This is a genomic window from Amycolatopsis sp. NPDC102389, from assembly GCF_044765885.1.
In the GTDB taxonomy this organism is placed as follows: domain Bacteria; phylum Actinomycetota; class Actinomycetes; order Mycobacteriales; family Pseudonocardiaceae; genus Amycolatopsis.
Map to the genome: position 1 here is coordinate 78,013 of NZ_JBIWKX010000015.1, position 22,079 is coordinate 100,091.

Sequence of the window (22,079 nt, forward strand, 5' to 3'; positions counted from 1 at the left end):
GGCCGCCCGGCAGATTCGCACTTCCTGGTCAACCCGGGACCGAAGTATTGACAGTCGATCTTCGCGATGTCAGTTTTGAAATGGATTTCGAATTGCGAAACTCGAGGAGCGGGCTCACCTGTGCGTTCATTCGTTGTGGGACTCGGCCGCGCCGGCGCGGGTCTGCATCTTCCGGTCTTGGCCAAACTTCGCGAACGAACCCCTCAGCTCTTCGACGACGGCCCCGTCACGGCGTGCGAGCCGCGACAGAACGTCGCCTCCCGGCCGGGTCTCGTGGTCGCGCCGACCATCGACGCCGCGGCCGCCGGGCTCGATCCCGGCGGCACCGTGGCCCACGTCTGCACACCACCGACCGAACGTCTCACCGTGCTCACCGAGCTCGCCACCTTGGGCTTCCGCAAGGTGATCGTGGAGAAACCGCTCGCCGCCGACATCGACGACCTAGCCCGCATCATCCGCCTGCGGCGCAAGTACAAGCTGCATGTCGAGGTCGTCGAACCCTGGCTCGCCAGCACCCTCACGGCGCGGTTGGCCGAGCTGATCCGAGACGGCCGGTTCGGCGCCGCGAAGTCGATCGGCATCGTGCAGAACAAGCCGAGATTCCGCCGTTCCCTCGTCCGGCCGGGGCATCCGACCGCCTTCGACGTCGAACTGCCGCACGGGGTCGCGCTCGCGCTGCGGCTCGCGGGCGCCGCCCGGGTCACCCACGCGTCCGGGTCCGATCTCGAAGTCGACGGCAACGTCGGCCCCCGGATGGGCGGGGCCACGGTCGGGCTCCGGCACAATTCGGGTGTCCACACGGAGATCCGTTCGGACCTCACCTCCCCCGTGCGGGAGCGGCGGGTCACCGTCGAATTCGAGCAGGGCACCGCCGTCGGGCATTTCGCGGTGAGCGGCGAGGACCATCACTCGCAGCTGACGCTGTCTTCGAACGGCCGGTCCGAACACGTCGTGCTGCGGGACGACGCGATGACCGAGTGGATGTTCGAGGCGTACCGGAAGTTCCGGCTGGACGGGGAGCAGACGCAGGGGTTCACCTTCGCCACCGAGGTGGTGCGCCTGCTTTCGGTGGCCAAGAACATCTGTGCGGAACCGGTCTCCCGGCCCGCCCGGCCCGAACCCGGCGCGGTGGCCACCCATGCCGGCTGACCCGGTGCTCGCCGGTATCACGGACGAGGCCGCGGCCGACCTCAGCGGCCAGCTCTCGGCGCTCGATGCCCTGGGGTGGAAGACGATCGAACTGCGCAGCGTCGACAAAGAGGCCATCGCCGACCTCACCGACGAACGCTTCGACACCATCGCGGCCACCTTGTCGGACAAGGGGGTGCGCGTGGTCTGCCTGGCGTCCCGGATCGGCAGCTGGTCCAGGCCGATCAGCACCGATTTCCGGCACGACCTCGCCGAACTCGACGTGCTCGCCAGGCGTGCCCGCGCGATCGGTACCCGCTACCTCCGGATCATGTCCTATCCCCACGACGGACTGAGCGAACCCCGGTGGCGCGCTGAGGTCATCGCGCGGATCGCCGCCCTCGCCGAACGCGCCGAAAGGCACGGGGTGACGCTGCTGCACGAGAACTGCTCGGGCTGGGCGGGCACGAAGGCCGAGCGCATGCTCGAACTGCTGGACGAGGTCGCGAGCCCGGCGCTGAAGTTTTTGTTCGACACCGGAAACGGCGTCGCTCACGGGTACGACGGGTTCGACCTGCTCGCCGACATCGCAAGCCACGTCGAACACGTGCACGTCAAGGACGCCGACGAGCGCGGCTTCACCCTTCCCGGTCAGGGCGCCGCGCGGGTCGCCGACTGCGTGAAACTCTTACGGGCCAACGGTTACCAGGGCGCGTGGTCGGTGGAACCACATCTCGCCATCAAGCCGCACGAAAAGGGTGTGCTCGCCCCCAACGCGATGTCCACGTTCGTCGCCGCGGGCCGCGCGATGGCCGGGCTGGTCCAGTGATCCCCGCGGATCGGGACCTGCTGTTACGGCTGCTCGCTCTGCCGACGGCCGGACCGCTCGAGACCACCGGCGAAGTCCGGCTGTGGGACGCGATGCGCGCCTACGCCGGCGCGGCGACCGAAATCGGTTTCGACGTCCTGAGCTTCGCCGCCCCGGACCCCTCGGTGCTGGACCGCCCCGGTGTTCCCCTCGCCGTCCGCGACGCCGGGCCCGGGTTCCTCGCCTGCCAGCCGAGCCTCGTGCTGCGGATCGGCCCGGCCGCGCCCGCCGTGATGTTCAACGTGCACCTCGACACGGTGGCGCCGTTCGAACCGGCGGATTTCGACGGCACCAGGTTCACCGGCCGCGGCGCGATCGACGCGAAAGGACCCGCGGTGGCGCTGCTGGCCGGTGTCCGGGCCGCCCTCGCGGGGGATCCGGCGGTCGGCCGGGACGTCGGTGTCGTCATCCAGGCCGTCTCCGGCGAAGAGGGCGGCGCGATGGGCACCTTCGGCACGCGGCCGCTCGTCGAAGCGGGATTTCACGGCGCCCTCAACATCTTCTGCGAGCCGACCGGGCTGCGGTACCTGCCGCGCTGTTCGGCGTCGATGACCGCGTGCGTGCGGGTGGACGGCGAGGACGCCATCGACGACGAGCCGCACCGAGGGCACAACGCGACGGTGCTGCTGGGCTTCCTCGCCCAGCACCTCGCGGAAGATCTGGCGAAGCACGGTCAGGTCTGTGTGGCCGGGCTGCACACCGGACGGCTGCACAACAGGGTGTACGGCAGCGGAGAGCTTCTGCTCAACATTCCTTACGACTGCGAAGAAGTAGCGGCGAAGATGACTTCGGCTCTGGAGGACGGATTGCGCACCGGCATCGCCGGATTCGTTTCCCGGTTCCGGGAGTCGCCGGCCTTCGCCCGGACCGCGACGGACGCGGCGGCGATCACCGGCCTGCGATGGCTGAAACGCGACCTGCCGGCGTTGCCCGCGCAGGACATTCCTTTGCTGGACGCGTTCGTTCCACGCTGGCCGGACGACGAACCCGGATTCACCTGCGACGCCCTGTGGCTCGCCGACGTCCCCGGCGCCCGGACGGCCGTACTCGGCCCCGGTTCGCTGGGCGCCAACAACGCGCATGCGCGGGGGGAATATGCCGACGTCGAAGAACTCGACCGGTTCAGTGAGCTCGTACGCGAGATCGTCGTGCGGTTCAGCCGGAACGGAGGAGCCTGACCGTGCTGGTGCCCTATCCGGCTTTGCTTTCCCAGGTCACCACGATCTTCGTGGACCGCGGGGTTCCCGAGGACCGGGCGGCCATCGCCGCCGCCGCGTTGTGCCACGGTGACCTGACCGGCGTGACCTCGCACGGTCTGGTCAATCTGACCCGGCTGTACCTGCCCCTGCTCGACGAAGGGCGCGCGGAACCGAAGGCGGACATGGTCGTCGAGACCGATCTCGGCGCGTGCGTCCTCGCCGACGCCCGCCGCACGCTCGGGCTGTGGTCGGCGTCGCAGGCGATGGAGCTGGCGTGCGCCAGGGCTTCACGGCACGGCATCGGCATGGTGTCGCTGCGCGGGGCCACGCATATCGGCTGCGCCGGTCACCACGCCGCGCGCGCCGTCACGCACGGCATGATCGGCCTCATCGCGTCGAACTGCGGTGGGCAGCGCATCGCCCCGCCGCCGGGTGGCACGGCCGCGATGCTCGGCACGAACCCGCTCGCGCTGGCCTGCCCTGCCGGTGGCGCGCATCCGTTCGTCCTCGACATGAGCACCACCGTCGTCCCGACCGGCCGGATCCGGGCCGCGGCGCGGGCGGGCCGGGAGATCCCGCCGGGCTGGCTCGCCGACGACGACGGTTCGCCGGTGACCGATCCCGCCGCGTTCGACCGGGGTGAGGCTCATCTGCAGTGGCTGGGCGGAGCTCCCGAAACGGGCGCGTACAAGGGATTCGGGCTCGGCCTGCTCGTCGAGGTGCTCGGCGCGCTGGTGCCGGGAGCCGCACTCGGCGCCACGTCCGCCGACGCGGACCGCGACGACGACATCGGGGTCTCGGCGCTGGCGATCGCCCCGGCGGTCTTGCGTTCCGGATTCGCCTCCGACGCGTCCGCGCTCTTCACCGCCGTGCGCGGCTGGCCCGCCCGTGATCCCGCCGCCCCGGTCGCCTATCCCGGCTGGCACGAGGGCGAGCGCGCCGCCCGGTTCCGCGAGCACGGTGTTCCGGTGCCGGACATGGTCTACGAAGAACTTCGCGCGGCGCTGGAGAGGACGGCCGGATGATCCGGGCGGGAGTCGTCGGACTCGGCGTCATCTCGAAGTTCTACCTCGCCGCGCTGGAGCGGTCGCGGGAGTTCGCGCTCGCCGCGGTCTGCGATCTCGACCCGGCCAAACTCTCGACGTGCGCTGTGCCCGGCTTCCGCGATCATCGGGCGATGCTCGCCGCCGGCGGGCTCGACGCGGTGATCGTGACCGCGCCCAACGACGTCCACGCCACCGTGTGCCGGGACGTGCTGGACGCCGGCCTGCCGGTGTGCGTGGAGAAGCCGCTCGCCACCCGGCTCGCCGACGGCGAGGATCTCGTGGCGCGGGCGGCGCGGCGGGACGTCGCGTTGTTCACCGCCTTCCACCGCAGGTACAACGGCAATGTGCTCGCCCTGCGGGAGCGGCTCGCCGTCGGGCCACCGATCGTTTCGCTGACCGTGCGCTACCTGGAGCGGATCGAAGAGCACGTCGGCGGTGATCGCTGGTATCTCGACGCCGCGCGGTGCGGCGGTGGCTGCGTGGCGGACAACGGGCCGAACGCCCTCGACCTCGTCCGGCTGTTCCTCGGCTCGATGGTGCTGCGGGACGTCCGGATCACGCGTGACGCGGACGGTGTCGACCGGCGGGCGACGCTCGTGCTGGAGGGCGCCGTCGTGGAACTCGACTGGTCGTTTCCCGGTGAGGTCAAGGACGTCGAGGTCCGGCTGACCGACGGGACCGTCCTGCGCGCCGACCTGCTCGCCGGTTACCCGGAGTTCAAGGAATCGCTGTGGCACGAGTACGCCGGGTTGCTGCGCGAGTTCGCGGAGGCCATCCGCGAGGGTGGGGCTTGGCGGGACAGCGGCCTCGAAGCACTGTCCATAGTGGACGAGTGTTACCGGAGGGAGAACGATGCGGGAAGACGGACCGAAACGGGAGATCACCGGCACCGTGGTGAAGGTGCTCGTCCATCAGCGTGACGACCGGGGAATGAGTCTCGAACCGTTCGCCAGCCGGTGCGTCCGCGCCGGCGAGGTGCACGAACTCGTCACGACCAGCCATGAGGACACGGAGCCGGGGGCACGGATCGATCACGTCGGTTTCCTCGGCTTCGCCGAAATAGCGCGGGCCGGCGTGATCGACCGGGGCGACGAGGTGTGGATCGGTGGCGAACTCGTCGGCACCGTTCTCGGCTTCGACGGCTGCCATTTTCCCAACCACTACAACATTCTCATCCACACCGCGCTGCCCGTCACCGGTGAGGAGATCGGCCTGAAGCCGGAACGGGAAGTCTGCTTCCGCGGCCGGTGGTGAGTGGCCTCCGCGCCGGAGGGCCACTCACCACCACGCCGTCAGGTCACCGTCATTTGCCCAGCAAGGGCACGTCGCTCTTGCCGAGGTGGTAGTCACGGACCGCGTGCACGAGTTCGTCGACGGTCAGCTTCCCGTTGCCGTTGACGTCGATCGCCCGGAACGCGGGGGCCACGGCCGAGGCTTCGACACCGATGGCGTTCAGCCACTTGGCGAACTCCTTCTGGTCGACCTCGCCGTCGCCGTCGGTGTCGCACAGGCCGACGATCGCCGCGATGGTCGGGCGGACCACGCGCGCGAAACCCGCGTCGCCCTCCTGGAAGATCTGCGCTTCGATCACCTCGGTGAACTGCCGCTCGTCCAACGAGCCGTTCGGGCCGACACCCGCCTTGCCCGCCAGGTACTCGTACATCGTCAGGAACGAGTCCTTCACCGCGCGGGCCTGGGGCGAGGAGTGGTCCTCGCCGAACGCATCGATGATCCTGCCGGCCTCGGCCTCGAAGTCGGACCTTTCGATCCTGCCGTTGCCGTTGACATCCCACTTCTCGAAACGCTTCTTGAGCCTGTCGTTCTTGACCGCCGTGGTCATTCGTGCACTCTCCTTTTCGCGGAAGCTTCGGAAGAATTCGCGGTACCGGCGTCCGCCCGGCGCGCGGCCGGGCGGGACGTTCAAAGACGGACGACCTCCTTTCCGGGCACCTGTCCCGTCACGTCGAACAGCAACCTGGCGGTCGAGGCCAGGCGGCCGTGGTCGTAGGCGCGGTGCGCCACCAGCAGGACGGCGACGTCCGCGGTACGGAGCACCTCGTCGAGGTCGGCCACCGGCGGCCCGAGTTCGGGCACCGTGGTGGCCACCGGATCGTGGTAGGAGACGTCGGCGCCGAGCGCGCGCAACCGGACGGCGATCCGGATGGCCGCGGACTCGCGTGTGTCCGGCACATCGGCCTTGTACGCGACACCGAGCAGGAGCACTTTCGCTCCTGGCAACGGTTTCCCCTGTTCGGCGAGCAATCGTGTCACCCGATCGACCACATGCTCCGGCATCTGGTCGTCCACGAGGCGAGCCGCGTGCACCACACCGAGCAGGGCTCCTTCCCGCTCGGCCTTGTCCAGCAGGTATTTGGGGTCGACCGGGATGCAGTGCCCGCCGACGCCCGGCCCCGGCAAGAAGGGCGTGAAGCCGAAGGGCTTGGTCGCGGCGCAGTGCAGCACGTCCCACACGTCGACGCCGATCCGGTCGCAGAAGATCGCGATCTCGTTGACCAGCGCGATGTTCACGTAGCGGTAGGTGTTCTCCAGCAGCTTGGCCATCTCCGCTTCCCTGGTGCCGCGCGCAACCACCACCGAGTCGACGAACCGCCCGTAGAACTCCGCGCAGTCCTTGGCGCACGCCGGGGTGTGCCCGCTGATCACCTTCGGGGTGTTACGGATGCCGAAGCGACGGTTTCCGGGGTCGACCCGCTCGGGCGAGTAGGCGAGCGAGAAGTCCTTTCCCGCGGTCAGACCGTGTTTCTCCAGAATGGGCCGGACGATCTCGTCGGTGGTGCCCGGAAAACTCGTCGACTCGATGACCACCAGCGTGCCCGGCGTCAGCTGTTCGGCGACCGTCCCCGCCGCCGCTCGGACGGCGGCGAGATCGGGGCCTCCCGCCGAATCCAGGCCGGTCGGCACGCAGACCACGATCGTCTTCGCGTCGCCGAGCACCCGGGGATCGGTGGTCACCGTGAACCCGCTCGCCCGCATCGACCGCAACCGGCTCGCGGACACGTCGGGAATATGCGAGCGGCCCGCGGCCACCTCGGCCGCCACCCGCGGCGAGGTGTCGTATCCGGCCACCGACAACCCCGCCGCGACGGCGGCTTCCGCCAGCGGTAGCCCGACGTAGCCGACTCCTACCACGACAACGTCGACAGACACGGGACCCCCTCAGTCTCGATGTCACGCGAACCGATCAGCTGACCGAGAACGAGCCACTGCCCGGCTGAACGTGGGAGCCGTACCCCGGATTGACCGTCAAGCCGGGCGTCAGGCAGAACGGATCGCCGTGAACGACCACTCCCGACGAGGTCTGGTTGATCAAAACGTGTGCGGCGATGGGGAGTTTGTGACAGCCCTCGGGATTCCTGTAGGTATCCAGACGCTGGAATTCGGTCGAGAAGACCACCACACTGCCCGCCGCCGCCTCGGCGGGCGGGCTCGGCACGACCAGCAAGGCGCCCGCGGCTGCCGCGCTCAACGCCGCGATGACAAGACGGTTCATCGAATGCCTCCACATCCAAGATCACGACTTCTCTCCGCACGCTAACAGTCACTCCGCGTGAAACCCGTTGCCCGGCGGATCTTCACGCGCGCAGGTTGCGGCCGGTCCGGACAGATCATTCGGATGGCTGCTTCAAGCGCTCTCTACGTGATCTTCGAACACATGCCGTTCACATGAACGAGTGGCGCGAACGGTTTCCCGGACGACGGAGGACTACTGGGCCGAACCGTCCTTTGTGGTCAATGAAGGTGTTTCCGGTTTCTCGAGCGATCACATCGGCGGGTAGTGAGGAGACCCATCGACCGTCCGGTCATGAGTGGCCACAAGGAACATATTCCGGTGGCGGAATATCGCATATATGCGGTTTCGCGAGGTCGCGACTCACGTGCTTAGGGACGTGACTCGCGTGTCTGGATGCCGCACTCGGGAGTGTGGAGTCTGAACACGCGAGTTTCGTCTACGAACACGCGAGTTCCGGGTCTGAACACGCGAGTGCGGTGTCGCGTCACCCAGCCCGCCGTCTGAGCGGGTCGTCGGCGAGCCGTCGAAGGGGCCAAGGTCTCGGAGTTCGATGACGTCGGACGCTCGCCGCTGCACCCTCGCGTGTGGAAATCGGGACGTCGAGTGTCCCGTTCCCACATCGTCGAGGAGCCGCTCAGTCCTTGGAGCTTGATCGTACGGGCAGGTAAGCAAATACCGTTCCATCAGAACGACACTTGCCGCTCACGACTCGGTCGCAAAGTCGCGCAAAGCACTCAAATCAGCCACTCGAATGTCGATCGATGTCCCTTATGGACAGTCAAGAACGCGCAAGCCACGTTGGCGCCCCCCTTGCCGCCGGGCCGTCCGGCTGATGACGATGGAATCTCCGAAGAGAGGGGAACGGGGCCTGGGACGCGGTACCGAAACAGTGGCTCTCACCAGCGGGAACGTGGCGTCCCGAGACGAACAGGAGGCGCTGGGAGACGTGCGGTCAGGAGGCCGGTTTGTCCGCCAGCTGCTCGAGGCGGGCCATCTCCACGTCGAGGGCGGTCTGGGCCCGGCCCAACGCCTCCGAGCTGTATTCGCCGCTCGAGCGGGCGTGCTGGAGGCGTTCGGACTGTTCGGTCAGGACCCGTAAGCGCAGCCGCAGATAGCGCTCGACCTGGTCCGGCGCCGGGCGATCGTCCGGCGCTCCGGGGACGCGCACGTCCGAGCGCACCCGGTCCACGATCCGGTCGTCGAAGGGCTCGTCGCGCCGATCCTTCAGGGCGGGATCGTCCAAAAAGGACTTAGCCGCGTCCGCCAGCTCGGTCATGAGCCGGACGTACTCGCGCCGCAACCGGCCAGGGTCCTCGTCGGGCACGTGCGCCGCGCGGATGACCGCCGGCAGCGTCATCCCTTGGACCAGCAGCGTCGTGGTCGCCACCACGTAGGCGATCAGGACCAGCAGGGCGCGGTCCGGCGTGTCCTGCGGAAGGGTCTGTGCCGCCGCGAGGGTGATCGCGCCGCGCATCCCCGCCCAGCCGAGCACCACACCGCCGCGCCAGCCCAGTGTCTCGGTGAGCCGGAACTCGACGTCGGCGGCGGCCCGGTCGACCCGTTTCCGGAAATGCGCCACCCGCCTCGGCGAAGCCTTCTCCAGCCGTTCGGTGACGGCGGGATGCGACTCGTCGCCCCGCAGCACCGCCTGCGTCGTTTCCAGCCGGGGCTTGAACCGGGCGGCTTTCCGCTGCTCCCGGTAGAGGCCGCCGACCAGCGGCCCGACGAAGACGATCCGCGCGACGATGACGAGCGCCGAGGCGGCCAGGCCGATGACGAGCGCACGCCCCACGCTCGAACCGTCCTGGTGCACCTCGTCGACGAGCGTTTTGACGCTGAGTCCCATGAGCAGGAACATCGCGCTCTCCAGCAGGAAAGCCGCGGTACGCCAGTTGACGGTCTCCGCGAGCCGATCCGTCGCGCGCAGATGCCGCGGAGCGAGATGCCCGGTCACCAGGCCGGCGACGACGACCGCGAGCACGCCCGAGGCACCGGCCTCTTCGGCGGGCAGGAAGGCGATGAACGGGACCACGAAGGAAATGGCGGTGTTGAGCACGGCGTTGCCCAGCAACGCCCGCACCCGGACGTTGACGATCCCGACGAGCAGCCCGATCCCGACCGCCACGACGACCGCGTAGACGAACTCCCCCACGATGCCCCAGACGGACACCGACCCGGCGACCGCGGCGACGGCCGACCGCAGCAGCACGAGCGCGGAGGCGTCGTTGACGAGCCCTTCGCCTTCGAGCACGGTCAGTAGCCGGGGCGGCAGGCCGAGCCGCCGTCCCACGGACGTCGCCGCGACGGCGTCGGTGGGGCTGATGACCGCGCCGAGCGCGAACGCGGCGGGCCAGCCGATATCCGGCACGAGCTCGTGGAACAGCCAGCCCGCGCCCAACGTCGTCCCCACCACGAGCAGGACCGCGAGCCCGGTGATCGGCCGGATGTTCCGCCGGAAGTCGACCACCGGCATGTTCACCGCCGCCGAATACAGCAGCGGCGGGAGCACCCCGGCGAGGATCAGCTCGGGTTCGACCTCCGGATGCGGGACGCCCGGCAGGAAGCTCAGGCCGATGCCTGCCAGCACGAGACTCAGTGGAGCGGCCACGTTGAGCCGCTCGGAGAACGCGGCCACCACGACGATGCTGACGACACCGAGTACGACGACGAGAGTCAGGTTCACCGGATTTCGTGTCCTCTCGCCGTTCAGGGCCTGTCGTGTCCATTGGTGACACGCCGTCACCGGACCCGCAAGTCGGAGCACTCCCCACCCGGCGTGTCGCGGTGGGCCAGAATCGACGGCGTGCAGTTCGCCATCCTCGGGCCGGTCGAAGCCCGCCGCCCCGATGGGACGCCCGTCGCGCTCGGCGGGCCGCAGCTGCGCGGTCTGCTCGCCCTCCTCGCGCTCGACGCCGGGCGGATCGTCAGCGCCGACCGGCTGATCGACGGCCTGCACGGCGACCATCCGCCCGAGGGCGCCGCCGAAGCCCTGCAGTCTCAGGTCTCCCGCCTCCGGCGGCGGCTGAAGGACGGCGGCGCGTCCGACGGGCTCGTCGAATTCACCCCCGCGGGATATCGGCTGGCCGTCGATCCGCAGGCCGTCGACCTCCACCGCTTCGAACGCCTCACCGCCCAGGCGCGGGAGACCGCCGAGCCGGATACGAAACTCGCGCTCTTCACCGAAGCGCTGGCGCTGTGGCGGGGGCCCGCCCTCGACGGGCTCGCCGACCCGCCGCGCGCGGCCCGGCTCGCCGAGCTGCGGCTGGCCGCGATAGAGGACCGGGTCGAGGCCGGGCTCGCCCTGGCACAGCACGAAAAGCTCGTCGCCGAACTCCGTGAACTCGCGCGGGAACACCCGCTGCGGGAACGGCTCACCGCCCAGCTCGTGCGCGCCCTGCACGGCAGCGGCCGGTCCGCCGAGGCTCTCGCCGTGTTCGCCGAGGCCCGCGACCGCCTCGCCGACGAACTGGGCGCCGACCCGTCGGCGGAACTCGCCGACGCGCACGCCGCCGTTTTGCGTGGGTCGCCTGCCCGCCGGGTCCCCGTACCGCTCACGGGATTCGTCGGCCGCGGCGAACTCGACCGGCTCGTCGCCGCGCTCGGCACGACGCGGCTCGTGACGCTCACCGGTCCCGGCGGAGCGGGCAAGACACGGCTCGCCGTCGAAGCGGCTTCCCGAGTGGACGGCGAGGTTTGCTTCGTGGAACTCGCCACGGCGACGGAGGTCGCTCCCGCCGTCCTCGCCGCGCTGGGCCTGCGCGAACAAGGCGTCCTGACCCCGGGAACGGTTTCCGACCCCGCCGATCGCCTGGCCGCCGGGCTCGCCGACCGCTCGCCGCTGCTCGTCCTCGACAACTGTGAACACGTCGTCGCCGAAGCCGCGCGGCTGGTGCGGCGGCTGCTGTCCGGCTGCCCGGACCTGCGGGTGCTCGTCACGAGCCGCGAAGCGCTGGGCTTGACCGGCGAGACGCTGGTGCCGGTCGGTCCCCTGTCCGCGGGCGCCGCCGCCCGGTTGTTCACCGAGCGGGCCGCGGCAGTCGCTCCCCATGAAACGCCGGACCCGGCCACCGTGGCCCGTATCTGCGCCGGGCTCGACGGTCTGCCGTTGGCGATCGAGCTCGCCGCCGCGCGGTTGCGGACCTTGTCCGCCGCCGACGTCGCCGCCCGGCTCGGCGACCGGTTCGGTCTGCTGTCCCGCGGCGAGCGGACCGCCGAGCCGCGGCACCGGACCCTGCGCGGCGTCGTCGAGTGGAGCTGGGACCTCCTCGACCCGCGAGAACAGCGCCTGGCCGGCCGGTTCGCGGTGTTCGCCGGCGGCGCGAGACTCGACGCCGTCGAACGCGTCTGCGCCGTTCCCGACGCGGAGGACGTGCTGGCCGGACTGGTCGAGAAGTCCTTCGTCGAGTTCGACGGCGGCCGGTACCGGATGCTGGAGACCATTCGCGCGTTCTGCGCCGAGCACGGCGAAGAACGGCGCGCCGAGCACGCCGGATACTTCCTCGGCCTCGCCCTCGCGGCCGAACCGAAGCTGCGCGGCGCGGACCAGCTGGCGGCGCTGGAAGAGCTGAGCGCCGAGCACGCCGAACTGCACGCCGCCCTGCGCTGGAGCGTGACCGCCGCCCCCGACCTCGCCTTGCGGCTCCTCGCGGCCCTGTCCTGGTACTGGTGGCTGCGTGGCCTGCGCAGTGAAGCGACGCCGTTCGCGGACGCCGCGCTCGCCGCCATCGGCCCCGAACCGCCGCCGGGCCTGGCCGAGGAGTACGTCCTCGGCTTCGTCCACGCGTCGGCCACCGACGTCGGGATCGAGCCGATCGTGCGGAGGCTCGAGGGTCCGCTGCGGTATCCGTACCTGTTCCTGTTGTGGGCTTTTTCCCCGCACCCCAAGGCGAAAGAAGGTGAACGGCTCGCCGCGCTCATCGGCGAGGACCGCTGGTCGCGGGCGTTCGCGCGGATCGGCGACGGCCTCGGCGCGCAGTACGACGGCCGGGTCGCCGAGGCCGAGACGCACTTCACCGCGTCACTGGCCGAGTTCCGCGAACTGGGTGACCGCTGGGGCGCGGCCAGCGCACTGGAGAAGCTCGCGGAGTTCGCGGACTGGCGCGGCGACCACGTCCGGTTCCTCGAGCTGATGGACGAATCCGTCCGGCTGGCCGCCGAACTCGGTTCCTTCGAAGACGCCGCCGATCTGCTCTGCCGCCGCGCCGACGGCGTCCTGCGCGCGGGCGACACCGAGGCCGCGAAAGCCGACTACGAAGCCGCCGCCGACCAGGCGCGGGGCACTCCGCTGACGCTCGCCCGGGCCCGAGGCGGGTTGGGAGAGGTCGCGCGCCGCGCCGGTGACCTGGAGACGGCCCGGCGCTGGTACTCCGCCGCGATCGGCCTGGCCGTCGGCCCGGTGACCGGCGGCGAGACCCGGATCCGGCTCCACACCGGCTTCGGCTGGACGATGGCCGCTGACGGCGACCTCGACGCGGCGACCGAACTGCACCAGGAGGCGCTCGCCACCGCGCTGGAATACGCGAACCTGCCCGGCGCGGCCCAGGCGATCGAGGGGCTGGCCGGGGTCCTCGCCTCGCGGGAGGAGGACGAGCGGGCGGCTTTCCTGCTCGGCGTGGCGGTCGGGCTGCGCGGCACGCCCGTCGCCGGAGACGCCGACGTCGACGGCGTGGTGGACCGCGTCCGGTCGCGCATCGGCGCCGACGCCTACTCCGACGCCTTCACCAGAGGCCGGGAAATGCCCCCTGAGCAGGCGATCCACGAGCTCGGTCAGCGACGGTTCGCGCTCGGTTCGTGACCGGTCAGCGGCCGCGCCCACGCTGCCGGACATGACGAAGAACATCCTGATCTCCGGCGCCGGCGTCGCCGGGCCCGCCCTCGCCTGGTGGCTGCACCGCCACGGCTTCAGCGCCACCGTCGTCGAACGGGCCCCGAGCCCGCGCGAAGGCGGCTACAAGGTCGACATCCGCGGCGTCGCCGTCGACGTCGTCCGCCGGATGGGCCTGCTCGACGAGGTGCACGCGGCGAGCACCGACATGCGGGGCGCCGCGTTCGTGAACAAACGGGGCAAGGAGCTCGCCACGCTCGACGCCGACACCTTCGGTTTCCGCCACGGCGAGGACACCGAAATCCTCCGCGGCGACCTGGCGAAGATCCTCTACGACGCCACCCGCGAGCACACCGAGTACGTCTTCGGCGACTGGATCACCGCGCTGGCACAGCGTTCCGACGGCGTCGACGTGACGTTCGCCCACGGTGCCCCGCGCCGGTTCGACCTGGTCGTCGGCGCCGACGGGCTGCACTCCGGCGTCCGCGCGCTCGCGTTCGGCCCGGAGGAGGACTTCCTGCACCGGTTCGACGCCTACATCTCGATCTCGACCGTTCCCAACACCTTCGAGCTCGACCGCTGGGAACTGCTGCACTCGGCGGCGCCCGGCAAAATGGTCAACGTCTACAGCACCGCGCGCGCCGACGACGCCAAGGCCGCGTTCTGGTTCAGCGCCCCGCCGCTGCCTTACGACCGGGGTGATGTCGAAGGCCAGAAGGACCTCGTCGCCCGCCAGTTTTCCGGGCTGGGCTGGGAGATCCCGGCTCTGCTCGACGCCATGCGCGATGCGGGTGACTTCTATTTCGACCCAGTGTGCCAGATCCGCATGGACCGGTTTTCGGCCGGACGCGTCACCCTTCTCGGTGACGCGGGCTATTGCCCGTCGCCGGCTTCGGGGCAGGGCACGAGCCTGGCCATCGTCGGCGCGTACGTCCTGGCGGGCGAGCTGGCGGCTTCGGGCGGCTTCACGACGGCGTTGTCCCGCTACGAAGCGGAAATGCGTCCGTACGTCGAGAAGAACCAGGCTCTGGCGAAAATGGCGCTACGCGGGATCATCCCGCAGTCGCGGGCGTTCGCGTGGTTCAACACCCGGATGATCAAACTGATGCCCTACCTCCCCGGCCGCAACCGCGTCCTGGAGCAGATGGCCCGCCCGATCCGGGAAGCGGCGAACGCCTTGGTGCTGAAGGATTACGCCGAACGCCCGGTCTCGGACGGCCCCCGCTAGACCTGCGAGTCGGCGAGCAGTTTCAGCGCGAGCGCCTTGAGTTCCGGGCTCGCCTTCGCGGCGTCGCCCGAGTCGAACGGCGGTCGCGGGTCGTATTCGACGGCGAGCTGGATCCCGCGGGCGGTCTCCTCGCCGGCCACCAGGGAGGCGAGATACAGCGCGAGATCGATACCGGCGGACACCCCCGCCGCGGTGATGACCTTGCCGACCTGGACGTACCGCTCGGGCACGTAGCGCACGCCGAAGGTCTTTTCGAGATAGTCCGCCGAGGCCCAGTACGTGGTGGCCCGGTCACGGAGCAGCCCGGCCGCGCCGAGGATCAAGGATCCCGTGCACACCGACGTGGTCCAGCTCGTATGCCGATGGATACGCCGGATCCAGTCGAGCAGGACCGGGTTCTCCATGGCGGCGACCGTGCCGCGGTTGCCCGCGCCCGGGACCAGCACCACGTCCAGACGGTGCACCTCGGCCACCGAACGTTCCGCCAGCACCGCGACATCACGCGTGTCCGTGCGGACCGGGCCGCGATGCTCGGCGATCATCGTCACCGTGGCACCGGGAAGCCGGGACAACACCTCGGCCGGCCCAGTCGGATCCAGCAGGCTGAAGCCGTCGTAGAGCAGGATGCCGATCTTCAAGCCCGGGGTTTCCGCCTGAGCCGTACCGGTGGTGAGGCCGAAGGCCGCGGCTGCCGCGGCACCGGCCAGAACCGTCCTGCGGGTGGTCTTCGCACTGTCCATGCCGCGATTCTGTGGCGCTCAGGTACTGATCGGGCGGGGCATGTCCGTCATCCTGCGAAGTGTGTCCCCGCTGATCCCGTAGTACTGGCGGAAAGCCGTCCGCAGGGTCTCCGCGGAGGCGAACCCGCAGCGCCGCGCGACCGCGGACAACGGCAACGCGGTGGAGCGCGCCAGCTGGGCGGCGGCTTCGGTCCGCGCCGTCCGCACGGTCCTGGCCGGGGTGCTGCCCAGCTGTGCGGTGAACAAGCGGGTGAGATGCCGGGTGGTGACCCCGGCGCGTGCCGCCAGCGCCGACGGGCTCAGGTCTTCGGCGAGGTGCGCGGTGATGTACCCCAGCAGATCCCGCACGACCCGGTTGCCCGGTGGCGGGGCGGCCAGGAACGTGCTGATCTGCGCCTGATTGGCCGGGCGGTGCAGATAGGTCACCAGCTCACGGGCGACCTCGCGGGCCAGCGTCGGACCGCAGTCGTCCTCGATCAGCGCGAGCGTGAGATCCAGCGCGCTGATCACCCCGGCCGAGGTGAAGACGTTGCCGTCACGGATGTAGAGCGGAGCCGAATCCACCCGCACCGCGGGAAAGGTCGCGGCGAGCAGCTCGCCGTATCCCCAATGCGTCGTGGCCCGCCGGTCGTCGAGCAACCCGGCGGCCGCCAGCACGAACGCGCCCGTGCACACCGAGGCGACCCGCCTGCTCAATCCGGCCAGCCGCCGCACCTGCGTCAGCAAGCGCTCGTCCGCCGCGGCGGCCCCCGTTCCCGCGCCACCGACCACGATCACCGTGTCCATCCGCCCGGCCACGTCGGCGAGCCGCCGGGCGCCCGCGAGCATGATCCCCGACGAACTCCGCGTCGTCCGCCCGTGGACCGTCGCCAGCTCGACGACATACGGTGGTGCGGCGCCGTGCGAGTTCGCGATCTCCAACGCCCCGCTGGGACAGGCCACGTCGAGGATCTGCGCGTCGTCGAACGCGACGATCACCACCCGGCGCACCGATTCCCCCACACGGAGAATCTACCCAGGTGTCTCAGAGGTGGTCGACGTACCAGGCGGTGCAGCCCCGGTATCCCTCAGGGGTTTCGACGCAGCTGCGCACCGCGTAGCTGTAGATCGTGTCCCAGATCTGCAAGGCGACAGCGGGCGACTTGATCCAGTCCCGGACGTTGGCGTCGTACCAGGTCGCCTTCCGGCTGCGGCAGGATCCGTAGTTGCCGCCGATCAGGTCGTCGTCCGGGTACCAGGGCTTGTCGCGCATCTCGAACTTCCGGTGGCTGCGCTGGACCACGACCCTGTCTCCGGTCGAGATGTCCTCGGCGTAGCCGCCGGCCTGCACGTCCGCGAGACTCTCGGTCTGGACGATGGTGTAGCGACCCTTGACGGTCTCGCCCTTGCCGCTGTCCAGGAAGACCCCGGCACGATCCATGCAGAAGGACTTCTCCGCGTCGGCTTGTCCGGTCGGCCGCGCCTCGGCCTGGGCCTGGGCCGATCCGCCGAGGGCGGTGGTGATGGCGACAGCGGCGCAAGCGGCGCCGATGAAGCGAATGGCTCGCATACGAATTCCTTTCGACTCGGTGACGATTCGACTGGGTTTCCTCAGCAAGGTTTCTTCGGAATTTCCCCGTACACAAGGGGTTCGTGTCCCAACCAGCGACGCGGGACATGAGATGGGCACTGAACAGCGGTTTCTCGCCGTCCCTGGGACAGGACGAGACACCCCTTCGTATCCGTTTCCCTGTAACGGCTTCCGCCGGCGCGGCGACCTGCATACAGGTCTCTCCCATGGAAGGGGGCGGTGATGCGACGACAACGCTCACGGACAGCGTGCGTCGCGCTTGCCCTGGTGATCACTTCGACCACGACGGGTTGCGACGACGAAACCACGCAAGCCACCGGTTGCCCCGATGCCGCGACCGGCAGGCGGGTTCCGTTGTCGATGACCGGAGGACCGCCGCGAGACCTGTCTCAGCTGGTCATGTGCACCAACGGTCTCGGTACGTCGGTTTTCCTCAGCAACGGCACCAAGTTCGTCTGGGTGATCCAGACACCCGAGAACGTCGGGATCGATCCTCACGGCGGCGTGCCCACGGACGTCCAGCTCTTCCGCTTCTGGAAAGCGAAGAGGACCTTGCCCGGAACGCCGCTCGAACCCGGCACCGCGGTGACCGTTTCCTCCTCTCCGGCGCAGGTGACGCTCCAGATCGACGCTGTCCTTCAACGCCAGTGGGCGACGTTCGACCTGCTCGGGAAGACGGTCTCCGCCGCCGGCGAAAACCTTCCCGATCTGATCAAGAACGACAAGTACAAGAAGGCCGTGACGAGCTGCCTCGAAGCCGGCACCCGAATCGTCGGCTACGGCGCGGCGGCGCGGTACGACACACAGACGTGGATCGAATCTTTGGGCTTGGTCTCCGGCGGAACGATTTGTGGCATCGACCTCCAAGCCGCTGAAAACGAGCGGCAGCTCAATGCCTTGCGCGAAGGCAGGCGGCCTCTGCCGGAGCTGACACCGTCGGCCTTCGCCCAGAAAGCGAGATCGATTTCGTCCGAATTGGACGATGCCCTCAAGGCGGTCGGCCGGATTCTCGCCAAGGGCTGAGCCGGAAGTCGGCCTCCAGTCAGGTAACAGCAGCACCCCGAATGAGCAGCACACCCATCGGAGGCCGTTTCCAAACAAGCCCGACTGTGACACGATAATTAGCCTCGTACCTCTGAGCCTTTACGGCCCGAACGAATCAAGAGCGATCGACAGGACGTACGCCAACCGGAAGAGGTGGATCATGTACGTCTCGACTCCGACCACTTGGTTGATCAAACGCGTTTCACTATTCCTGAAGATTATTTTCCTGATCTCGGTGCTTCTGGTCTGCGGATGCACGGCCGGTCGAGCACTGAGCGATGCCGCCAAGCACCTTCTCCGACTTTCCGTGATGACGTTGAACATCGCGGGCGCCCTTCCTGAATACAGCTCGAATCCCGAGGTTCCACTCCCCTGGCGAGAGAGATACACCAGAATCGGCGACGGGTTCAAACAGTACGGAGTCGCACCGGACATCGTCGCCTTACAGGAGGCGACCGCCCGAAAAGAATGGCTAGCCAACGGTGATCCGGCGGATCACGAGTCATTGCATTTTCTCATCTCCAAACTGAAGGAATCGATCGGGGTACAATATCGAATCGCGTACCTCGGCGCCGCTCCGACCAATCACCCCGGACTCAGCCAAGGGCAGGCAGTGCTTTACAACAGCGCACGACTGGTCAATGTGACCAGAGCCGGAGGACGTCCCGCCCAGCCTGGCGCCTCACGGCCGTCAGTTCTCGGTGTGAACCCACGGATGAGCTACCCATGCTCGTCTCCCGCCAAACAGTTCAAGGACATGTGTAAGTTACTCGACGGCGACGGGACCTATTGGACCTCCGTGTTCTTCAGCGACGATAAGAGTAATCACTTCGAATCAGGCGTTGTCCGATTTTCGTTCGCAGAGGATCCGTCATCGCAGTTCAACCTCTATAACGTTCACCTACATCCACTGATCTCCGGGTCGATCGAAGCAGCCGCTTCGCTCATCGACTACACCGAGTCCAGAAAGTACGACAATACGACATACCCTCCTATTCTACTCGGCGACTTCAATGGTGGAATCGAAAAATTCCCCAAGTTTGATCAGCTGACAGGTGGGAGTATTGACTACATCATCGGCGGCCAGCGAGCTTCGTACCCCTCGGCCGTCGGGTTTTCGGTAGTCAAGACCGCGATCTTGCCGGGCCCGGCGGAGAACCCGGAGAACATGTGCGCACCACGGAACGTGGCATGGTCCGATCATTGCGCAGTGGTCGTGGACCTCAAGCCGTCCTGAAACCAGGTCCCGTATCGTTGGAAGTGTCGGGTCACTGGCGTCCTCGGCCCCGACCAGGAAGACTGGAACGGTGAAGGAGCCGCTGTACCGTCGCGTGAACACCCGAGCCAGGTTCGTCCACCATGACCACGGCGGCGACTACCGGCACCAGCGCACCACGAAAAGGGAACGCGCCTCCGACCTCACGCGTGGACCTATGGGCGGAAGGGAACGCCGGGGCCTGGACTACACGCCCTTGTTCCGGTTCCTGCTCGGCAAGATCGGCGAAGACTGGGACCAGGTGCGCGACGAGGCCACCGCGCGGCTCGACTCCGCCGACCCGATCTACTGGCTGGTCGCTCGGCAGCCGCACGAACGACGCGAATACGTGCGAATCGGCGAGGCCAGCTATTACAGCGGCCTCTACGTCGACGACGACAACCGGCTGCGGGCCGTCCGCCCCGAACTGGGTGCCGGCGACCTGGAGCCGTCCTGCTCTTGCTGCACCCACACCTTCAACGGCGTCCGGTTCACCAAGAAGTACCGGCACCCGCTCTGACGGCGGCACCACCGGCCCGGCGTTTTCGAACAACTTCGATCAAAGTCGCCGCACAAGATCACTATGCGGTCCAGCGCATTGCGATACCGTCTGCCGTGTTCACATAACCGGCTGACGGTAAATCAAGCACTCATAAAAGTCATGCCCTTCCGTCAGCGGGACGACTGTCCTGTCGAATACGACGAGAAAGAGATGAATAGTGAAGAAATGGACGACACGGGTGACGACCGGCCTGGTGGTCGCGGGAATGGCGCTCGCCGTGCAGAGCGCGCCGGCGATGGCTGACGAGCAGGCGGACACCACCACGGTCGCCGAATCGGAGGCCGACGGCAGCGCGGTCGAGGTCGAGCTGACCGAAGAGGTCCCGGAGGGCGGCGACGTCACCGCCGCCTGCGGCGGATGGCGTGGCGACATCGCCGGCCGCGGAAAGTGGGCGGTGGACAAGTCGGACTGCGCCTGGATCACGTTGGATTCGAAGAAGAACCCGCAGCACCGCCGCTACAAGTGGCAGATCCCGCCTGGCAGCAACAGCAGGGTCTGCGTCCAGGCGCAGGGCCACTACTACAGCACCGCCAAGAAGAAGATGGTCGCGAAGTGGACGACGGCGGGCTGCGGAACCAGTGGCACCGTTCTCGTGCGCTGGTCGGGTATCCCGAAGAAGAATGGCGGCTATTACGGCCACTCCGGCTACCCCAAGGTGCGGGCGAAGGTCCAGCTAGGCTTCCTCGGTGGCGCATACAGCTGGAAGTGAGTCGGCTCGCGCTCACCACGGACCCGGGACATCGAGTGTCCACACAGGACCGTTACTGGCGCCCGAATGCCCGTTTGATGCTCGCATGACCGGTTTTCCGTGAGGGTCGTGAGTGGCAAGTGTCGTTAGAACCCCTGTCATGTCTCGGGAGATGTGTCAAGGGTGTGTCTCGGTAGTCGTGTCGCGGTTTGGTGTGTTGGTTAGGCTGCCTGAGCGACTTTTCCTTGGTATTTCTTGGTTTCGTCCAGGGTTATGTGTCCGAGCGGGTCACCGTTGGTGGTGTAGGCGGTGACCCGCTCGCCGCAGCGGAGCAGGATGACGATGGCGCCGGCGTGTTCGCGGCCGACGCTGATGCGGTAGTCGGCCAGGGCGACGGTGCCGTTGGGCATGACCTTGATCTTGTGGACGGTGGCGTCGTCCTGGCGGGGCAGATCGCCTGGTCCGCCGTGGCTGGCCGCATGGGTCCAGGCCAGGGCCGGGGTGGTGTTGATGGCGGAGTGCCGGCGGCGGGTGTTGTAGTGCTCGCGGACCTGGTCCAGGCGGGTTTGCAGCTCGGCGATGGTGGCGGCCGGATCGGGCCAGCGGTGGTTGAGCAACCGGGCGGCGGTGCCGTGCAGGCGTTCGACCTTGCCGCAGGTCTGCGGGTGATACGGGCTGGAATGGATCACCCGGCTGCCGTGGGCGGCGGACACGGTTCGGGAGAAAACACTGGTCAGGGTCTTATCGCGGGAACGATGCGGGTGGGCCCAGGCGGTGCCGTTGTCGGCCAGGATCAACCCGGGCGGGCCCCAGCCGGTGATGGCGGCGCTGATCGCGGCCAGGGCGGCGGCAGGGGTCTCCGCGGGCGCGACATGGCTGGCCACCCAGACCCGGGAGCAGTCGTCGAGCACGTCGATGGCCACCACCACACTGCCGTCGATCTGATAGCAGTCCCGCGGCCGGGCATAAGCGAACCGGCGCCACGACGAACGTGGACGCTTCTTCGGGTTCTTCTCCAGCAGGCCGTTGCGATCCAGGATCCGGTTGATCGTGGCCCGCGCCGGCACCCGCGTCCCGACCGGCCAGCCGGGCCTGTTGGCGAGTGTTTCCAGCTCCGCCCGAATGTTGTCCGCACCGTTGTCCGGAGCCAGCTCCTCCCGCAACCGCAGGATCAGCTCAACCACCGGCCCGGGCGTCGCAGCCGGGCTCGAGTGCGGCCGCCGTGACCGGGGCCGCCACTCGCCCTCGGCCAGGATCCGGGCGCGGTGCCGGTAAAACGTGCGTGGATTCACGCCATTCACCCGGCACCACTCGGCCACATTGTCGATCTCCGGATCCACGATCAGGGTCGCGTCCATGAGCCTCATCTTCGCCTGCTTCCTCACCACGACACAA

20 protein-coding genes are annotated in these 22,079 nt (G+C 68.6%); 12 read left to right on the top strand and 8 right to left on the bottom strand.

What is annotated here, in order from left to right; genetic code table 11:
• Window positions 1–120: 120 nt before the first annotated feature.
• Genes ACIRGA_RS16075 through ACIRGA_RS16100 form a run of 6 tightly spaced genes read left to right on the top strand, consistent with a single transcriptional unit; the run spans window position 121 to window position 5,495 of the window.
• Window positions 121–1,149, top strand: a complete 1,029-nt coding sequence (locus tag ACIRGA_RS16075) for a Gfo/Idh/MocA family oxidoreductase (protein WP_400941613.1) — start codon at window positions 121–123, stop codon at window positions 1,147–1,149.
• Window positions 1,139–1,957 carry a sugar phosphate isomerase/epimerase family protein gene (locus ACIRGA_RS16080; RefSeq protein WP_400941616.1) on the top strand — a complete coding sequence of 273 codons (819 nt, stop codon included), beginning with the start codon at window positions 1,139–1,141 and terminating at the stop codon, window positions 1,955–1,957. The genes ACIRGA_RS16075 and ACIRGA_RS16080 overlap by 11 nt, the downstream gene beginning before the upstream one ends.
• Window positions 1,954–3,174: a M20/M25/M40 family metallo-hydrolase gene (locus ACIRGA_RS16085; protein WP_400941618.1), complete on the top strand. Its 1,221-nt coding sequence runs from the start codon at window positions 1,954–1,956 to the stop codon at window positions 3,172–3,174. The genes ACIRGA_RS16080 and ACIRGA_RS16085 overlap by 4 nt, the downstream gene beginning before the upstream one ends.
• Window positions 3,171–4,220, top strand: coding sequence for an Ldh family oxidoreductase (locus tag ACIRGA_RS16090; protein ID WP_400941763.1), 1,050 nt, complete (start codon window positions 3,171–3,173; stop codon window positions 4,218–4,220). The genes ACIRGA_RS16085 and ACIRGA_RS16090 overlap by 4 nt, the downstream gene beginning before the upstream one ends.
• On the top strand, window positions 4,217–5,161 hold the full coding sequence (locus ACIRGA_RS16095; protein WP_400941621.1) for a Gfo/Idh/MocA family protein: 945 nt from the start codon (window positions 4,217–4,219) through the stop codon (window positions 5,159–5,161). The genes ACIRGA_RS16090 and ACIRGA_RS16095 overlap by 4 nt, the downstream gene beginning before the upstream one ends.
• A complete protein-coding gene (locus ACIRGA_RS16100; RefSeq protein WP_400941622.1) occupies window positions 5,094–5,495 on the top strand; it encodes a DUF6917 domain-containing protein in 402 nt (133 codons plus the stop codon). Before ACIRGA_RS16095 ends, ACIRGA_RS16100 begins: the two co-directional genes overlap by 68 nt.
• Before the next feature lie 49 nt (window positions 5,496–5,544).
• Here the strand turns inward: ACIRGA_RS16100 and ACIRGA_RS16105 are convergent, their stop codons facing one another.
• The 4 genes from ACIRGA_RS16105 to ACIRGA_RS16120 all read right to left on the bottom strand — a co-directional run bounded on the left by ACIRGA_RS16105 (window position 5,545) and on the right by ACIRGA_RS16120 (window position 10,456).
• Window positions 5,545–6,081 (bottom strand): EF-hand domain-containing protein, encoded by a 537-nt coding sequence (locus ACIRGA_RS16105; protein WP_400941624.1) that lies wholly within the window; start codon window positions 6,079–6,081, stop codon window positions 5,545–5,547.
• A gap of 80 nt (window positions 6,082–6,161) precedes the next feature.
• Window positions 6,162–7,409: a nucleotide sugar dehydrogenase gene (locus ACIRGA_RS16110; protein WP_400941626.1), complete on the bottom strand. Its 1,248-nt coding sequence runs from the start codon at window positions 7,407–7,409 to the stop codon at window positions 6,162–6,164.
• 34 nt (window positions 7,410–7,443) lie between these two features.
• Window positions 7,444–7,752, bottom strand: a complete 309-nt coding sequence (locus ACIRGA_RS16115; protein ID WP_400941628.1) for a hypothetical protein — start codon at window positions 7,750–7,752, stop codon at window positions 7,444–7,446.
• 973 nt (window positions 7,753–8,725) lie between these two features.
• The gene (locus ACIRGA_RS16120) at window positions 8,726–10,456 is read right to left on the bottom strand and encodes a cation:proton antiporter (RefSeq protein WP_400941631.1); all 1,731 of its coding nucleotides are present in this window, start codon (window positions 10,454–10,456) and stop codon (window positions 8,726–8,728) included.
• A 120-nt stretch (window positions 10,457–10,576) separates the two neighbouring features.
• On the opposite strand from ACIRGA_RS16120, the gene ACIRGA_RS16125 reads away from it, so the two are divergent.
• Both ACIRGA_RS16125 and ACIRGA_RS16130 read left to right on the top strand, forming a co-directional pair.
• Window positions 10,577–13,567, top strand: coding sequence for a BTAD domain-containing putative transcriptional regulator (locus ACIRGA_RS16125; protein ID WP_400941634.1), 2,991 nt, complete (start codon window positions 10,577–10,579; stop codon window positions 13,565–13,567).
• Window positions 13,568–13,598: 31 nt separating this feature from the next.
• Window positions 13,599–14,825 (top strand): FAD-dependent monooxygenase, encoded by a 1,227-nt coding sequence (locus tag ACIRGA_RS16130; protein ID WP_400941636.1) that lies wholly within the window; start codon window positions 13,599–13,601, stop codon window positions 14,823–14,825.
• On the opposite strand, the gene ACIRGA_RS16135 is transcribed toward ACIRGA_RS16130, so the two are convergent.
• Genes ACIRGA_RS16135 through ACIRGA_RS16145 form a run of 3 tightly spaced genes read right to left on the bottom strand, consistent with a single transcriptional unit; the run spans window position 14,822 to window position 17,114 of the window.
• Window positions 14,822–15,565, bottom strand: coding sequence for a DJ-1/PfpI family protein (locus ACIRGA_RS16135; RefSeq protein ID WP_400941638.1), 744 nt, complete (start codon window positions 15,563–15,565; stop codon window positions 14,822–14,824). The two genes, ACIRGA_RS16130 and ACIRGA_RS16135, sit on opposite strands and share 4 nt — an antisense overlap.
• Before the next feature lie 18 nt (window positions 15,566–15,583).
• Window positions 15,584–16,567: a GlxA family transcriptional regulator gene (locus ACIRGA_RS16140; RefSeq protein WP_400941640.1), complete on the bottom strand. Its 984-nt coding sequence runs from the start codon at window positions 16,565–16,567 to the stop codon at window positions 15,584–15,586.
• Window positions 16,568–16,589: 22 nt separating this feature from the next.
• A complete protein-coding gene (locus tag ACIRGA_RS16145; protein WP_400941643.1) occupies window positions 16,590–17,114 on the bottom strand; it encodes a hypothetical protein in 525 nt (174 codons plus the stop codon).
• Between the two features lie 288 nt (window positions 17,115–17,402).
• On the opposite strand from ACIRGA_RS16145, the gene ACIRGA_RS16150 reads away from it, so the two are divergent.
• The 4 genes from ACIRGA_RS16150 (at window position 17,403) to ACIRGA_RS16165 (ending at window position 20,705) form a co-directional block, all read left to right on the top strand.
• Window positions 17,403–18,158: a hypothetical protein gene (locus ACIRGA_RS16150; RefSeq protein WP_400941645.1), complete on the top strand. Its 756-nt coding sequence runs from the start codon at window positions 17,403–17,405 to the stop codon at window positions 18,156–18,158.
• A 181-nt stretch (window positions 18,159–18,339) separates the two neighbouring features.
• Window positions 18,340–19,416, top strand: coding sequence for an endonuclease/exonuclease/phosphatase family protein (locus tag ACIRGA_RS16155; RefSeq protein WP_400941647.1), 1,077 nt, complete (start codon window positions 18,340–18,342; stop codon window positions 19,414–19,416).
• A 70-nt stretch (window positions 19,417–19,486) separates the two neighbouring features.
• A complete protein-coding gene (locus ACIRGA_RS16160; RefSeq protein ID WP_400941650.1) occupies window positions 19,487–19,954 on the top strand; it encodes a hypothetical protein in 468 nt (155 codons plus the stop codon).
• Window positions 19,955–20,153: 199 nt separating this feature from the next.
• On the top strand, window positions 20,154–20,705 hold the full coding sequence (locus ACIRGA_RS16165; protein WP_400941652.1) for a hypothetical protein: 552 nt from the start codon (window positions 20,154–20,156) through the stop codon (window positions 20,703–20,705).
• A gap of 200 nt (window positions 20,706–20,905) precedes the next feature.
• On the opposite strand, the gene ACIRGA_RS16170 is transcribed toward ACIRGA_RS16165, so the two are convergent.
• Window positions 20,906–22,042, bottom strand: a complete 1,137-nt coding sequence (locus ACIRGA_RS16170; RefSeq protein ID WP_400941655.1) for an integrase core domain-containing protein — start codon at window positions 22,040–22,042, stop codon at window positions 20,906–20,908.
• Between the last annotated feature and the right edge of the window lie 37 nt (window positions 22,043–22,079).